The following is a 15,480-nucleotide window of genomic DNA, read 5'->3' on the forward strand; positions in this document are numbered from 1 at the left end:
ATGATATAATCCCTAACTAAAACCTAATTTTCACCTAATCAAAAATCACTTTTTTGATTAGGTTTTGGTTAGGTCGCCACCAGTATCCCCCATTTGGGTACCAGCCAGGGGTCCACGAACCGGGAAGAACTGAAGAACAGCGTTCCCGCCGCCGTGAGGAAAAAGAGGAGCCAGCGCATCATAAGCCTAAAATCAACATTTATTCCAATGTCTTCATCTTTTCCACAGCCCTGTCAGGGCTGCCTTTGAAAATCACCGTTTTGTTTCGGTCCAGTATCAGAACAGTAGGAAATCCCCTGATGTCGGCATGCGACATCAGAGAAGAATTCCGGTGGACGGCATAGACAGGGAAAGTATACCCTTCCTTCCGTATGATATCTTTCCCCGTTTCCAATACTTCGTTACTCCGGTAGCGCACAAAGACACTTGCCACCAGCACATCATTCCGATTCCGGTAATCGTCATGCAGCTGTTGCAGCATGGGGAATTTCTTAAAACATACCCCGCAAGAAGAACTCCAAAACTCCAACACCACGTATCGGTATTCCAAATCCTTTATAAATATACTGTCCTGAGCCGTAGAATAAATGGCATCATCCGAAATGCCCGCCTTAACCGGATACCTGCCAAAAGACAAATATTCCGCCCAACGGTCTTGCCCTGCCGACGCAGCATATATCCAGACAAAAGCGCTCATACCCAAAACCGGCCATACTTTCAACCCAAACTTTACATAAAGATAAGCAGTCAAGGTTCCCAAACTCCCCATAACCGGACACCAGATGGTAATCAATGTTTCTTCAAAGTCTACAATCCGGATACACAAGTTCATCAGATTCAATCCGAGAAGAATGGTGAGAAACAGATGCAACGGCTTGATTGTCTTCACACGAGCCAATGCCCAAGCTGTCAGAACAAAATAAAGGGCAGGTACAATCCATAACCACCATGAAGTGGAGAACATACGAAAGACAGCCACCGCCATATCCAACAAAACGGCGGCAACAAAAAAACAGATTAACTTATATTTTCCTCGTAACATTGTTGTCTTATAATAAATAGTAATTACAAAGCACCTTCGTCTTCCAACTCCTGCTTCAACCGATCATAACATTTCAGCAACTCCTCATCAGACAAAGGATACACCTTCAGTTCCGAGGGAGAAAGCAGACATTCATCCATCTCTATACCACTAATGCTTATCCGGTCTCCTTGACAAATCTCCTTGTTCATCCAAACATGATGAGTCCGACTATCAGCTTCCATACCGCCTATCGATAAAGTCAAAGGCCCTTCCTTGTTCGTCAAAATGACAGACACCAGTCCATCCGCTATCCCCGCATAGGTTATCGTATCGTTCAACATGATTTTCAATCCTTTCATAACACCCCCTTCTCCTTCAAATCTTTTTCCAATTCGTGAAACATCTCCAACTTCGTACGGATGACAGGGAATTTATGCTCCATCACCTCCAAGGGAAGCGACTCCTTCGCCACCTCACAAACATTTATTTCCAACTTTCCGTCCAAAGGAAAGTCTTGACCTTTCAACCAAACCCGCTTCTTGCCTTGGGTTCTATCACAAGTATATGCAGTAAGCCCCTGCCTCTCTTTTGACCAAAAGACATGAAGGAAGAAATACTCATTTTCCGTAGGAATATACAAGCTATGCGTATCTTTGCTTATTCTTACACCTTCCATAATTGATAATATTAAGCATTATCGCAAATATAAAGAATATCAACGACATAGCACCTAACTAAAACCTAATTTTCACCTAATCAAAAATCACTTTTTTGATTAGGTTTTGATTAGGTCGCCACCGCGCCCGACGAGATACAACGTGACCTCCCAAGAGGGTACGTCCTTACACCCAAACAAGATACAACATGAGAACCTGACGAAGCACGGCGTCAGATAATGAAGAGAAGCATGCTTGTTCCCTCTGATAACAAGCACGCTTTGGGTGCACAAGATACCATCTTGTGTAGGCTAACTAGGAATGTTATTTCACTAACTATGGATGTTATCGGGCTAATGTAGGTAGTTGGCGTCGTCATGTAGGTAGTTGTTCAGGCTGGGCAAAGCAACCGTTTGTCCGGCTTAAACCGATGCTTTGTCCGGCTTAAAGCATTACTTTTCCCAGCTTGAACGGGTGGCTTGGGCTGGGGAAACGGGGACGCATCAGAACTCACCACAGATTACTCGGATTCACACAGATTGTTTCTGAAACTCTGATTGTCAGATTCGGATAATCTGTGGTAAAAGTCTGTTTGATGTACTCCTTCTCCTTCACGGTTTCACAGCCTCTAAATGGCTGTCAATGAAATGGTTTTGGTGAAAGATGGGGTGAAGGCGTGAAACTCCACACGGAGATACACCGTAAGCGTCTCTACGCCGACACCCGACCAGCCCATATCTTGCTTTCAACGCAACGCACTCACATTCAATCCGTTCCCGTGAAACTTCACCATCCTTCATGTTGATTCATACGATTCCGAGTTAAAGAAGCTAAACGAAAAGAGAACTCTCCCCCCCTTAACTGCCGATAAGCAAGATTCACAAGCATCTTTCACCTGATTCATCACAAAAGGCAAGCAGAAACTACTAATAATGTATATAAAGTATATGTGTTAAAAAACGATATATTCCTACCCTTTATCGTATTCTATAAACATATTTCTGCTACATTCGCATTATTCAACAAGACATCTAATGAAAAAATCCATGAATGCATGAAAAAAAGCGCAATTTTTACTACAATCGCCATATTGATCATCCTGACAGCCCAGCTTTTTTGGACTTGGGAAATGTATAAGGTGCATTTGGAGAAGTGGCAAATCACGCTGCAACAAGGCTTTGAAGAAGTCATTATGGATGAAGCCGGTATCCGCAACGCTTCTTTCGCCTACCCCGAACATCCCCGTTTCTACGTAAAAAGCAAAGCCGACATGACTCCGGAAGAAGCAGCGTCACACAAAGGAGATACACTGGACTACAAACGACTGAAAGCAAAGAACGTAGCCGGAAGCATGGCGGAACTGATAGGACAACTGCAACAGGACGCTTTACTGAAACGGGGTATGCTTCCAGTCCTGCCCGCAATAGACAGCCTGCTACAGGAAAGACATCCGGAACATGCAGGACTGAACAGATGTATTCTCCTGCAAGACGGCTCAGGAAATACCGTCAACCGCTTCGGCGACACCACCCTGCTCGCCTCCTCCCACAGCCTGTCCACCCCTCCGATTCCCATCGGGACACAAGACCGGTTCTATCTCCGCCTCTTCTCGGAAAAGCCCTCGGCAGACATCTTCCGGCAAATGACTTATGCCGTACTGCTGTCCGCCGCGCTGGCCGTGCTGGTGATGGGCTGCCTGGTGTGGCAATTCCTCGCCATCCTGCGCAAGGACCTGATGCTGAAACAACGGGAGGCGGCGGTGAACGGCACCGTGCACGACCTGAAAACGCCGCTGGCAGGCGTGGTCACCCTCGTGGGATGGCTGAAGAAGGAAGAGAAGGACAGCCAGAAGCAGACCTTCCTGCAACAGGCGGAAGAACGGCTGCTACGGCTGAGAAACGACATCGAACGCATCCTGACCACCGCAAGGGGCGGACGCAGAGAACTCGTACTGCACAAGGAACCGACGGACCTGCCCACGTTGCTGGCACAGGCCGTGGCGGACACCCGGGCCTGCCTGCCAGCCAAGCGGCACACGCTGGAGACGGACAACCGCCTGACGGACGGACAGGTGGAGGCAGACCCGGCCTGCTTGCGCAACGTCTTCGCCCAGCTGCTGGAAAACGCCCTGAAGTATTCGGACGAAGGCGTACGCATCACGGTGAAACTCGAAGAGGACGCTGAAGGATGGGTGACGGTCAGCGTGACGGACAACGGATGGGGCATCCCCCGCAAATGCCTGAAGAAGCTTTTCGGAGAATATTATCAGGTGCCCCGCGAGGAAGGCCGCGCGCAGAAGGGCTACGGCATCGGCCTGACCTATGCCCGCTACGTGGTCCGTGCCCACGGCGGAGACATCCGGGTGGAAAGCCGGGAAGGAACGGGCAGCACCTTCAGCATACGCCTGCCCCGCAAACAGACAAAAAGGTGATGACAACGAGAGAGCCAGGTCTAAAAGAATCTGATAAAGGAGTAATAATACCGTTTTCCCGGTTTACCAATCTTAAGATGTACGGCAATGAACAGGGGATACAAAATCGCAAAAATCACATACAGAACCACCGGCACATACATCCATCCGGCATCGAAATGTTGCCTTTCGTTATAGGATGAGATTTGGAGATACCAAAACACCACCATATAAATGAACACGAAAATGTACAGCTGAATTTGGAAATTGACAATATCCTTCAGGTGTTTCCGCAGTTCAGCAACCTGTTCATCGGCACCGTTCGTTTTGGCCAACGAGTAATACAAGAAAGGAGCTATAACAATTCCCAACGGGAAAAAAGCACCTATCAACACACTTACATACAATTTGACAAGACTCGCATTCATAACAACTAAAATTTTAAATTAATACTTCCACAAAGATACAGGCTATCAACCATATAATACCTAACTAAAACCTAATCTTTACCTAATCAAAATTTACTATTTTGATTAGGCTTTGGCTATAGTTCAACTGTTTTAGAAAAAAACGGAATCATCCGTTGCTTTTTACATTCCTTATTCCTACTTTTGGAACCACAAAACCAACTGACTTGCCCAATATCATGAAATACGCTTTAGGTACAACCCTCGCTATCTTAGCCATCATCGTACTGCAATTGTTTTGGCTTCAGAAAATATATCGCTCCCACGTATCGGAATTTGAAGATCAAATGGAGACATGCTTCACACAAGCCATTGAAAAAGAAGTGTTAATAAGAAAAAACGATTTGCATGAGAAACGGTTGTCCGATAGCCAGCCCATCCGTCCGGATGAAATCAAAAATTTAGTGGGAGACAGTACGGATATCGCCACCATCAAAAAAAAGAAAAGAATAAATAGTATATCCGAAGGAATAACCCAACTTTTCCAGATGCTGCTCCTGAAGCAAGGGAGTTATCCGCAATTGACCACACTGGACAGCCTCTATCAGAAAGGCATGAAGGAGAAAGTCCGTCATTGTATCTGCCTTTACGACAAACAGCAAATCCTTGACCACGCCGGCGACACCACCCTGCTCGCCTCCTCCCACAGCCTGTCCACCCCTCCGATTCCCATCGGGACACAAGACCGGTTCTATCTCCGCCTCTTCTCGGAAAAGCCCTCGGCAGACATCTTCCGGCAAATGACTTATGCCGTACTGCTGTCCGCCGCGCTGGCCGTGCTGGTGATGGGCTGCCTGGTGTGGCAATTCCTCGCCATCCTGCGCAAGGACCTGATGCTGAAACAACGGGAGGCGGCGGTGAACGGCACCGTGCACGACCTGAAAACGCCGCTGGCAGGCGTGGCCACCCTCGTGGGATGGCTGAAGAAGGAAGAGAAGGACAGCCAGAAGCAGGCCTTCCTGCAACAGGCGGAAGAACGGCTGAAACGGCTAAGAAACGACATCGAACGCATCCTGACCGCCGCAAGGGGCGGACGGAGGAAGCTCGTGCTGCACAAGGAACCGACGGACCTGCCCACGCTGCTGGCACAGGCTGCGGCGGACACCCGGGCCTGCCTGCCCGCCAAGCGGCACACGCTGGAGACGGACAACCGCCTGACGGACGGACAAGTGGAGGCAGACCCGGCCTGCCTGCGCAACGTCTTCGCCCAGCTGCTGGAAAACGCCCTGAAGTATTCGGACGAAGGCGTACGCATCACGGTGAAACTCGAAGAGGACGCTGAAGGATGGGTGACGGTCAGCGTGACGGACAACGGATGGGGCATCCCCCGCAAATGCCTGAAGAAGCTTTTCGGAGAATATTATCAGGTGCCCCGCGAGGAAGGCCGCGCGCAGAAGGGCTACGGCATCGGCCTGACCTATGCCCGCTACGTGGTCCGTGCCCACGGCGGAGATATCCGGGTGGAAAGCCGGGAAGGAACGGGCAGTACCTTCAGCATACGCCTGCCCCGCAGACAGACAAACAGACCCTGACAATAAAAGAAATGGAAAAGACAGAAAAAATAAAAGTATTGTTCGTGGACGACGACCTCCTGCTGGGGCAGGTGGTGGGCACCGCGCTCCAGGCGGAAGGTTATGATGTGTTCTACCAGAACTCGCTGGAGGGACTGACGGCCAGAGCGACCGCCTGCATGCCCGACATCATCTTTCTGGACGTACAGATAGGGACGGAAAGCAGCATCGAAACGGCGCCCCGGCTGCGTGCACTGTTACCCGACGTGCCCCTGATTTTTGTATCCTCGTACACGGATGGAACCACCATCCGGCAAGGACTGGAGACCGGCGCCACCAGTTATCTGAAGAAACCGTTCGACATGGAGGAGCTGACCGGATACATCCGGCGGTATGCCGTCCGTACCAGCCATACATCCATCCCCATAGGCAGACTGAGGCTGGACTGCCGCACACGGGAACTGACTGACAGCCGGAGCGGGAAACCCGTCAAATGCCTGAGCCACATGGAATACAGGCTGCTCAAACTGCTGGCTGCCTATCGGGAACAGGCAGTAGAGAAAAAACTCATCGAAGCAACCTTGTGGGAAAAAACGGAAACGCCCAATGAACAGAGCCTGATGAACTGCATAAGCCACCTGCGGAAATACCTGGCAGCAGACAGCGGAATGGAGATTGCCCTCCTGCCCAAGCAAGGCTACATGCTCCGCCCGGAACAGGAGGAATGACGAAACTTCGGTTTCCGCTTTGTCTTTCCCCGCGTTTGCCGTACCTTTGCCCCGAAGAGAGGCAGACAGGGTAAACAGCCGCTTGCCGGATTACACTTAAAACAGAAAAGATATGATAAAGATAGGAGACAAAGTTCGCTTTCTGAGCGAAGTGGGTGGCGGAAAGGTCACCGGATTTCAGGGAAAGGACATCGTGCTGGTGGAAGATGCCGACGGATTTGACATCCCGATGCACATCAGTGAAGTGGTGGTGATAGAGACGGACGACTACAACGTACCGACTCCCGCCTCGAAGGCCGCCAAGGCCCAACAGAAGAAGGCCGAGGAACAGCCGGCCCGCCCGACCGCACCGCAACCGGCCGAACAGCCGCTGCACCGTGTGGAGAAGCCTCAGGTGTCGGTCTACCGCCAGCCGGAGATGAAGGGCGGCGACACGCTCAACGTCCACCTGGCCTTCGTGCCCACCGACATCAAGGCAGTAAGTACCACGTCTTTCGAAAGCTACCTGGTGAACGACAGCAACTATTACCTCTACTACACCTACCTGGGCGCCGAGGGCAAGGCATGGACCGTACGTTCGCACGGACTGATAGAGCCCAACACGAAGCTGCTGCTCGAAGAGTTCGAGAAGGCTTCGCTCAACGACCTGGAGCGCGTGGCCGTGCAGCTGGTGGCCTTCAAGGACCGCCGTTCCTTCCAGCTGAAGCCTGCCGTCAGCGTGGAGCTGCGCATCGACGTAGTGAAGTTCTACAAGCTGCATACCTTCCAACAGACCGACTTCTTCGAGACACCGGCCTTGCTCTACGACGTAGTCAAGGACGACCAGCCCGCCAAGCAGGTATATGTGTCGGCCGAAGAACTCCAGGAAGCCTTGATACAGAAACGCAAGACCGACGACGCGCCCCGCAAGCCGCAGACCATCGCCAAGCGCGGCGGCAAGAACGGTATCATCGAGGTGGACCTGCACATCGGCGAACTGCTGGACGACACCCGCGGCATGAGCAACGGCGAGATGCTGAACTACCAGCTGGACAAGTTCCGCGAGGTGATGGAGCAATACAAGAACAAGCGCGAGCAGCGCATCGTCTTCATCCACGGCAAGGGTGACGGCGTGCTGCGCCGCGCGCTGCTGGACGAACTTAAGCGCAAGTACCCGGCCTGCAAGGCGCAGGATGCCTCCTTCCAGGAATACGGATTCGGCGCCACAATGGTCACCATCAGGCAGTAAACAGCAGGTGGGTGTCCGTGCTCCGGCTTTCGTCGAGCGCGAAGCCCTCCCATTCGAAACCACGCAACTCTTCGGGGCGGGTGAGGCGGTTCTTCAGGAAGAAGCGCGTCATCTCGCCCCGACACATTTTGGCATAGATGACCACCGTCGCCAGCCGGTCGCCCTTCCACACCTGGAACTCGGGCGTCACGACCTGCACCTCGCGCTCCACGCGCCGCCAGTCGAAGAGGTTCTTCATCTCGCCGCTGGCCAGGTTGAGCAGCACGCCGCCCTGCTGCCTGACGGCTTCAATGAACACGTCCGTCAGCAGCGGTTTCCAGTAGTCGAACATCGACAGCCCGCCCCGTTCGGGCAGGCAGACGTCGCCCTCCAGCCGGTAGGGCCGGATGCCGTCCAGCGGGCGCAGCAGGCCGTAGAGGAAGGAGGTGATGAGCAGGTGGTCCTGCGCGAAAGCGAAGTCGTCGGCCGTGAAGTCACGTGGCGCAATGCGTTTGAACACCGCCCCCGTATAGGCTCCGATGGCGGGCATCGGGCGGTTTTCTTCCGAGCAGAAGTCGTGGTAGCGCAGGCGGTTTTCGGCGGCTATCTTCGCGTTGACCCGCAGCAGGGTCTCCAGTTCGGCGGCAGAGTATTGCGACAGGCTGAGGGCGTTCTGCAACGCCTCGGCTTCAAAACGGGGTGTGGTCAGCTGCGGCACGCGCAGGGTGCAGCGGGCAGCCATGGTCTTGGCACAGGATATGAAGGCAAGCATAAGACAATATAAAAAATCCTCAATTGAGGGTGTGTCAAAATGAAGTGAGGCAATTTTAACTCCCCTCCTTCTGGAAGGAGGGGTGCCCAAAGGGCGGGGTGGTAGGTTTTCGCTAAGGGTTATCAATCAACGCGTTATGTATTCACCTACCACCTCCCCCTATCGGGTACTCCTCCTTCCAGAAGGAGGAGAGTCTCAGATACCTCTATTTTGACACACCCTCATTCAATAACATTGTAACCTTGCAAATTTGCGAACAGAACAATAAGACTGAGGTTGATTCAGCATTTTCATATTCTTTCTCTAAAACATTATTTTGAATACAAGCTTTTAACTCAAAACATATTTCATTCCAAATTTCATTCATTTTGCCTCTTTTTAAAAACAAAGGTAATAAAAATCAAGTACTCCCGCTTCATTTTGCGAAAGTAATTTATCGCGCCAACCAATTTTCTGCTAAAATACAGGTATTTAATAAAATAGCCAAAAGTACTTCGTGTTTTTGTGGCATTTCACTTCGTGTTTTTGCGGTATTTCACTTCGTGTTTTTGCGGTAATCCGTCCCAAAGTTTGTTCACCCTGTTTCCTTACCCCGTCTGACGAAGTGCTGCGTGAGGGCCTGACGAAGTACTGCGTGAGGGTGTCATGCCGTGCTTCCTGAGGGGCTGACAAAGCACGGCGTCAGAGGGTGAGGAAGCACAGCGTCAAGGAACGAAAAGGCCTTTTTTTTAAATACCGCCACAGATGCCACAGAGGATTGCATTAAAATTATTGAGCCAATTAAATAAATAGGCTGCCTTTAAAGGCAGACCATTTATTTAATTTCACGCGTAATGTTTACACAAGCATCTATGGCATCTGTGGCGGCATTGAAAATCAAGCACTTGCGCAGCAATATAAAAAAGTAGTACCATCTACCAACTCACGATTCACTGTTCATATATGTTATTAAACATACAGAAAACCATATTTTTTACCCCAATAATTTTGTTTATAATGAAATAATGTGTATTTTTGTAATGAAACTTTAAACTCAAAAGTTGTGAAACACTTTAATCTTTTAATGCTGTTTTGTATGGGAATGATTTCAGTGTCCTTTGTGTCACCTGAAACATCTTCTCAAGAAGAAGCCTCTATGCTTAGTAGTGGACACCGTTTGCGTGTTGAGAGTGTCAAAGATGTACAAATCACGCCTATTGAATCTACAGGCCATCTTGTTATTACGACAACTTATGAAGTAAGTTGTCCAGCTTCAGGCATGGAAGAATGTACTCCTGGAACCTACACTCATCGAACTGTAGGATAACAGAAGTTAAACGAAAGAGAGCGACTTGAAAAACAATATTTCAAGCGCTCTCCCAAATTCTTTTTTTATGAAAACAATCCATATTATATCCATAGTACTATCACTGAGCCTGCTGCTCGGCAGTTGCACTTCTCTCCAGAAACCGGCTCCGCCACTCACCTATGACATAGATAGTATTCCACGCACATCGGAAACACCGATCGACTCCGTCCGGTATCTACCGTTAGAGCTGACGGACAATTCACTGATAGGAAGCATTGACAAAATCATCTGCTTGAATGACAAATTCTATATCTATGACCAGTCCTTCCACAAAGGCGTCCTGACATTCGACAAAAACGGTCGTTTTCTCCAAGTCCTGCATCCACTGGGACAAGGACCAGGGGAATATCTCTATCCCGTGGACTTCGATGTGGACAGCGAGGGAAACATCTACATAGCCGACAACGAACGGCAACGCATCCTGAAATATGAAAAAGGGAATCCCAAGGCATACGAAGAAATTGCAACCGGACGATATTTCCTGAATTTCGCTCTGACGGAAGAGGGGAACTTCCTCCTGGGAGACGTCTACGAGCAGGGGCGGCTTGCAGACAAACTGGCCGTCTACAACCCGCGTACCCAAACGTACGAAACGCTACTCCAGCCCGCCCAGCCCGAAGTGAACGAGATGAAGATATTGAAAACGGTTTCGCACTACCTGTTCAAATCCGGCAGAAAGACATACTATTACCACCGGTTCACCCCGCACGTCTATCAGCCTGAGCGGAAAGAACCGTTCGCCTCTTTCCTGTCTTCCAGATATTTTACAGCCGAAAGCCTGAAAGAGCTGGAAGGCAAGTCCGCAGCCTTCCTTACGGACACCAAACACATCAAGGACATCAACGGTTTCTACGAAATCAGCCAGGGCTATGTATGCTCCATCCTTTCCTCCTATCTGCCGGACTTCTACTACATTCCCCGAAAGGGTAACGGCATCCGGCGCTTCGGATTAGAAAGGGAAAAACGCCTGCTTGGAAACGTCATGCTCAAGGGTGTTACTGACCGCGCGCTCATCTTTACGGCCAGCTATACGGATGCCAACGCACAAAAAGCAGCCGGACTGACCGGACTTTCTGCCGACGAACGGGCAATCTTCAGCCAATGGAACGCAGACAGCAACCCTATACTTATCCTGGTCTATCTGAAACCATAAGGCAGTAAAAGGCATATTTATCTCCCCACGCTATCAAACTGATCTACAACCACATACAACAACCGTGTATAGATGTGATGGGTAATTTGCAAACATTACGCGCGAAAAATAAATAAATGACCTGCCTTTAAAGGCAGCCTATTTATTTATCATTTCCCGGAAAAGTTATCAAACTACCCACCGCATCCCACGCACTCCTGATTTTCAGACGGTTAGCGTGGGTACTTTTTTTCAGCCCTCTCCAGTCTCTCCACATGTCCTCCAGCTGTTTCCAGTCATTTCCTCCTACCCATTTCCGTCCGTTAAGAAAGATTTCATGTACTTTTCACCCTTCTTTCAAGACTTTTTGCTACCTTTACAACTTGTTGGAGAAATGGGCACTTTCAGCCCGCCCCGACACCCGAGACTGGAAAAAGAAAAAACAATATATAAAATGACTCACAAATGGAATTATCAACCCATAACACCCGAACAGGCAGAAGCAAGCCGGCAACTGGCACAGGAGCTGGGTATCAGCCCGATACTCGGCCGGTTGCTCATACAACGCGGGATTACCACGGCTGCCGCCGCACGTAAGTTTTTCCGCCCGCAGCTGCCCGACCTGCACGACCCGTTCCTGATGAAGGACATGGACGTGGCCGTGGCACGCCTGAACAAGGCTATGGGAAAGAAAGAACGGATTCTGATTTACGGAGACTATGACGTGGACGGTACCACCGCCGTGGCACTGGTCTACAAGTTTATCCAACAGTTCTATTCGAACATCGACTATTACATCCCCGACCGCTACAACGAAGGCTACGGGGTGTCTTACAAAGGAGTGGACTACGCCGTGGAGACGGGCGTGAAGCTCATCATCGTGCTGGACTGCGGCATCAAGGCCGTAGACGAAATTGCGTATGCCCGGGAGAAAGGCATCGACTTCATCATCTGCGACCACCACGTGCCCGACGAGGTACTGCCGCCCGCCGTGGCCATCCTGAACGCCAAGCGCGAGGACAACACGTACCCCTACGAGCACCTGTCGGGCTGCGGCGTGGGCTTCAAGTTCATGCAGGCCTTCACGCTGAGCAACGGCATTGAGTTCCACCACCTCATCCCCCTGCTCGACCTGGTAGCCGTGAGCATCGCCTCGGACATCGTGCCCATCATGGGCGAGAACCGCATCCTGGCCTACCACGGCCTGAAGCAGCTCAACAGCAACCCCAGCATCGGGCTGAAGGCCATCATCGACGTCTGCGGACTGGCGGACAAGGAACTGACCATCGGCGACATCGTCTTCAAGATAGGGCCGCGCATCAATGCTTCGGGACGCATCCAGAACGGCAAGGAAGCCGTGGACCTGCTGACGGAGAAGGACTTCTCTACCGCCCGCGAGAAGGCCAGCCAGATCAACCAGTACAACGAGACGCGCAAGGACCTGGACAAGAGCATGACCGAAGAGGCCAACCACATTGTGGAAGGGCTGGAGGGACTGGCCGACCGCCGCTCCATCGTGCTCTACAACGAGGCCTGGCACAAGGGCGTCATCGGCATCGTGGCCTCGCGCCTGACGGAAATCTACTACCGCCCCGCCGTGGTGCTGACACGCACCAACGACATGGCCACCGGCTCGGCCCGCTCCGTGTCGGGATTCGACGTCTATAAGGCCATCGAATACTGCCGCGACCTGCTCGAAAACTTCGGCGGCCACACCTATGCCGCAGGCCTGTCGATGAAGGTGGAGAACGTGCCCGCCTTCACCGAACGGTTCGAGGAATTCGTGTCGCAGCACATTCTGCCGGAGCAGACCAGCGCCGTGATTGACATCGACGCCGAAATAGACTTCAAGGATATCACGCCCAAGTTCTTCAACGACTTGAAGAAGTTCAATCCTTTCGGGCCGGAGAACACGAAACCGGTGTTCTGCACCCACAACGTCTACGACTACGGCACGAGCAAGGTGGTGGGCCGCGACCAGGAACACATCAAGCTGGAGCTGGTGGACAACAAGTCGAACAACGTGATGAACGGCATCGCCTTCGGACAGAGTTCGCACGTGCGCTACATCAAGACGAAGCGGTCGTTCGACATCTGCTACACCATCGAGGAGAATACCCACAAGCGGGGCGAGGTGCAGCTCCAGATAGAGGACATCAAGCCAAACTGAGGCTTTTTTCGGACAGAAGAACAAAAGGACAAAGAGATATTGCCTTGCAGATTGTTTTGTCTTTTTGTTCTTCTGTTCTTTTGTCTTATAAAAGCATGGGAAAATCAGGACAAGGAGCAGTCATGGACTATCAAGCAATCTTAAAGCAATACTGGGGCTACGATTCCTTCCGCGGCATACAGGAGGACATCATCCGCAGCATCGGCGAGGGACGCGACACGCTGGGCCTGATGCCGACGGGCGGCGGAAAGTCCGTCACCTTCCAGGTGCCTGCCCTGGCCCAGGAAGGCATGTGCCTGGTCATCACCCCGCTCATCGCCCTGATGAAGGACCAGGTACAGAACCTGAAGCGCCGAGGCATCAAGGCCCTGGCCCTCTATTCGGGCATGAGCCGGCAGGACATCATCGCGACGCTGGAGAACGCCATCTTCGGCAACTACAAGTTCCTCTACATCTCGCCCGAACGGCTGGATACGGAAATCTTCCGCATCAAGCTGTCCAGGATGAAAATCAGCATGATTACGGTAGACGAGAGCCACTGCATCTCGCAATGGGGATACGACTTCCGCCCGGCCTACCTGAAGATAGCCGAGGTACGCCGTCTGCTGCCGGGTGTACCCGTACTGGCCCTGACTGCCACCGCTACCCCCGAAGTGGTGAAGGACATCCAACTGCGGCTGGAGTTCCGCGAGGAGAACGTATTCCGCATGAGCTTCGAACGCACCAACCTGGCCTACGTAGTGCGCCGCACGGAAAACAAGGCCACCGAACTGCTTCACATCCTGCAACGGATGGCGGGCAGTGCCATCATCTACGTGCGCAACCGCCGCCGCACCAAGGAGGTGACCGAATGGCTGCAACAGCAGGGCATCACCGCCGACTTCTACCACGCCGGACTGGACGACGCCGTGAAGGACATCCGCCAGCAGCGGTGGCAGAAAGGTGAAAGCCGCGTGATGGTGGCCACCAACGCCTTCGGCATGGGCATCGACAAGCCCGACGTGCGGCTCGTCATCCACCTGGATCTGCCCGACTCCATCGAAGCCTACTTTCAGGAAGCGGGCCGTGCGGGACGCGACGGACAGAAGGCCTACGCCATCATCCTCTATTCGAAAGCCGACAGCACAACCCTGCGCAAGCGCATCCCCGACAACTTTCCGGAGAAAGACTACATCCGCGACGTCTACGAGCATCTGCAATATTATTATGAGATGGCCATGGGCGACGGACTGGGCTGCGTACGCGAGTTCGATATCGAGGACTTCTGCCGCAAGTTCAAGTACTTCCCCGTCCCCGTGGACAGTGCGCTGAAGATTCTGACACAGGCCGGCTACCTGGAATATACCGACGAGCAGGACAACGCCGCACGCCTGCTCTTCACCGTGGGACGTGAAGAACTGTACAAGCTGCGTGGACTGGGCGACGACATGGACCGCCTCATACAGGCCGCCCTGCGCTCGTACACAGGTCTGTTCACCGACTATGCCTTCATCAGCGAAGAGACGCTGGCCGTACGTACCGGGCTCACACACAGGCAAGTCTATGAAATGCTGAAGGAACTTTCCCGGCGGCGCATCGTCAGCTACATTCCCCGCAAGAAGACGCCCTACATCATCTATACCCGCGAACGGGTAGAAAGCGACCGGCTGAACATTCCGCCTGCCGTCTACGAAGAACGCAAGGCACGCTACGAACGCCGCATCGGGGCCATGCTCGACTATGCCACGAACGAGACTGCCTGCCGCAGCCGCATGCTGCTGCACTACTTCGGTGAACGGAACGAACACGACTGCGGCCAATGTGACACCTGTATCGCCCTCAGAAACAAGAACAAGGCAGAAATGGAGACAAAGGGCCTTCCGACCAGAATCAGGCAATGCCTGGAACAAGCTCCGCTCACCCCGGCCGCACTGGCCGACCTGATTCCCGCCGAGAAAGACCTGCTGGCGGAGACTTTACGCCAAATGACGGATGACCAACAAATATTTACCCACAACGGGATGCTGCAAATCAGAAAATAATTCATTACTTTTGTCCCGCAATTAATCAGAAACA

Annotated in this window: 13 protein-coding genes; 8 read left to right on the forward strand and 5 right to left on the reverse strand. The window is 52.0% G+C overall.

Features of this window, described 5'->3' with window-relative positions; genetic code table 11:
- Positions 1-199: 199 nt before the first annotated feature.
- From RDO88_RS03190 to RDO88_RS03200, 3 genes are read right to left on the reverse strand one after another with little or no spacing between them, the layout of a single operon-like run.
- Positions 200-1,042, reverse strand: coding sequence for a thioredoxin-like domain-containing protein (locus tag RDO88_RS03190; RefSeq protein ID WP_307757983.1), 843 nt, complete (start codon positions 1,040-1,042; stop codon positions 200-202).
- A 23-nt stretch (positions 1,043-1,065) separates the two neighbouring features.
- A complete protein-coding gene (locus RDO88_RS03195) occupies positions 1,066-1,383 on the reverse strand; it encodes a hypothetical protein (protein WP_307757984.1) in 318 nt (105 codons plus the stop codon).
- Positions 1,380-1,700 (reverse strand): hypothetical protein, encoded by a 321-nt coding sequence (locus RDO88_RS03200; RefSeq protein ID WP_307757985.1) that lies wholly within the window; start codon positions 1,698-1,700, stop codon positions 1,380-1,382. Before RDO88_RS03200 ends, RDO88_RS03195 begins: the two co-directional genes overlap by 4 nt.
- A gap of 1,034 nt (positions 1,701-2,734) precedes the next feature.
- Here RDO88_RS03200 and RDO88_RS03205 point away from each other — a divergent pair.
- Positions 2,735-4,111, forward strand: a complete 1,377-nt coding sequence (locus tag RDO88_RS03205) for an ATP-binding protein (protein WP_307757986.1) — start codon at positions 2,735-2,737, stop codon at positions 4,109-4,111.
- 20 nt (positions 4,112-4,131) lie between these two features.
- Here the strand turns inward: RDO88_RS03205 and RDO88_RS13530 are convergent, their stop codons facing one another.
- Positions 4,132-4,518: a DUF4870 domain-containing protein gene (locus tag RDO88_RS13530; protein WP_374043890.1), complete on the reverse strand. Its 387-nt coding sequence runs from the start codon at positions 4,516-4,518 to the stop codon at positions 4,132-4,134.
- Positions 4,519-4,880: 362 nt separating this feature from the next.
- On the opposite strand from RDO88_RS13530, the gene RDO88_RS03210 reads away from it, so the two are divergent.
- The 3 genes from RDO88_RS03210 (at position 4,881) to RDO88_RS03220 (ending at position 8,024) form a co-directional block, all read left to right on the forward strand.
- Positions 4,881-6,089 (forward strand): ATP-binding protein, encoded by a 1,209-nt coding sequence (locus RDO88_RS03210; protein WP_307757987.1) that lies wholly within the window; start codon positions 4,881-4,883, stop codon positions 6,087-6,089.
- Between the two features lie 11 nt (positions 6,090-6,100).
- Positions 6,101-6,796, forward strand: a complete 696-nt coding sequence (locus tag RDO88_RS03215) for a response regulator transcription factor (RefSeq protein WP_204970247.1) — start codon at positions 6,101-6,103, stop codon at positions 6,794-6,796.
- 115 nt (positions 6,797-6,911) lie between these two features.
- A complete protein-coding gene (locus RDO88_RS03220) occupies positions 6,912-8,024 on the forward strand; it encodes a DUF2027 domain-containing protein (RefSeq protein ID WP_307758032.1) in 1,113 nt (370 codons plus the stop codon).
- On the opposite strand, the gene RDO88_RS03225 is transcribed toward RDO88_RS03220, so the two are convergent.
- Positions 8,014-8,775 (reverse strand): peroxide stress protein YaaA, encoded by a 762-nt coding sequence (locus RDO88_RS03225; protein WP_307757988.1) that lies wholly within the window; start codon positions 8,773-8,775, stop codon positions 8,014-8,016. The two genes, RDO88_RS03220 and RDO88_RS03225, sit on opposite strands and share 11 nt — an antisense overlap.
- 1,042 nt (positions 8,776-9,817) lie before the next feature.
- On the opposite strand from RDO88_RS03225, the gene RDO88_RS03230 reads away from it, so the two are divergent.
- The 4 genes from RDO88_RS03230 to RDO88_RS03245 all read left to right on the forward strand — a co-directional run bounded on the left by RDO88_RS03230 (position 9,818) and on the right by RDO88_RS03245 (position 15,446).
- Positions 9,818-10,081: a hypothetical protein gene (locus tag RDO88_RS03230; RefSeq protein WP_307757989.1), complete on the forward strand. Its 264-nt coding sequence runs from the start codon at positions 9,818-9,820 to the stop codon at positions 10,079-10,081.
- Between the two features lie 67 nt (positions 10,082-10,148).
- Positions 10,149-11,276 carry a 6-bladed beta-propeller gene (locus RDO88_RS03235; protein WP_307757990.1) on the forward strand — a complete coding sequence of 376 codons (1,128 nt, stop codon included), beginning with the start codon at positions 10,149-10,151 and terminating at the stop codon, positions 11,274-11,276.
- Between the two features lie 433 nt (positions 11,277-11,709).
- Positions 11,710-13,425 (forward strand): single-stranded-DNA-specific exonuclease RecJ, encoded by a 1,716-nt coding sequence (recJ, locus tag RDO88_RS03240; RefSeq protein ID WP_307757991.1) that lies wholly within the window; start codon positions 11,710-11,712, stop codon positions 13,423-13,425.
- Positions 13,426-13,520: 95 nt separating this feature from the next.
- A complete protein-coding gene (locus tag RDO88_RS03245; protein ID WP_307757992.1) occupies positions 13,521-15,446 on the forward strand; it encodes a RecQ family ATP-dependent DNA helicase in 1,926 nt (641 codons plus the stop codon).
- The last annotated feature ends 34 nt before the right edge of the window (positions 15,447-15,480 follow it).

The sequence above is a fragment of the uncultured Mediterranea sp. genome, from assembly GCF_902493215.1.
GTDB lineage: Bacteria > Bacteroidota > Bacteroidia > Bacteroidales > Bacteroidaceae > Bacteroides.

What these genes read in the sequence shown, in the direction of transcription:
- RDO88_RS03190 (WP_307757983.1), bottom strand. Translation starts at nt 1,042, where the DNA reads ATGTTACGAGGAAAATATAAGTTAATCTGTTTTTTTGTTGCCGCCGTT.
- RDO88_RS03195 (WP_307757984.1), bottom strand. Translation starts at nt 1,383, where the DNA reads ATGAAAGGATTGAAAATCATGTTGAACGATACGATAACCTATGCGGGG.
- RDO88_RS03200 (WP_307757985.1), bottom strand. Translation starts at nt 1,700, where the DNA reads ATGGAAGGTGTAAGAATAAGCAAAGATACGCATAGCTTGTATATTCCT.
- RDO88_RS03205 (WP_307757986.1), top strand. Translation starts at nt 2,735, where the DNA reads ATGAAAAAAAGCGCAATTTTTACTACAATCGCCATATTGATCATCCTG.
- RDO88_RS13530 (WP_374043890.1), bottom strand. Translation starts at nt 4,518, where the DNA reads ATGAATGCGAGTCTTGTCAAATTGTATGTAAGTGTGTTGATAGGTGCT.
- RDO88_RS03215 (WP_204970247.1), top strand. Translation starts at nt 6,101, where the DNA reads ATGGAAAAGACAGAAAAAATAAAAGTATTGTTCGTGGACGACGACCTC.
- RDO88_RS03225 (WP_307757988.1), bottom strand. Translation starts at nt 8,775, where the DNA reads ATGCTTGCCTTCATATCCTGTGCCAAGACCATGGCTGCCCGCTGCACC.
- RDO88_RS03235 (WP_307757990.1), top strand. Translation starts at nt 10,149, where the DNA reads ATGAAAACAATCCATATTATATCCATAGTACTATCACTGAGCCTGCTG.
- recJ (WP_307757991.1), top strand. Translation starts at nt 11,710, where the DNA reads ATGACTCACAAATGGAATTATCAACCCATAACACCCGAACAGGCAGAA.
- RDO88_RS03245 (WP_307757992.1), top strand. Translation starts at nt 13,521, where the DNA reads ATGGGAAAATCAGGACAAGGAGCAGTCATGGACTATCAAGCAATCTTA.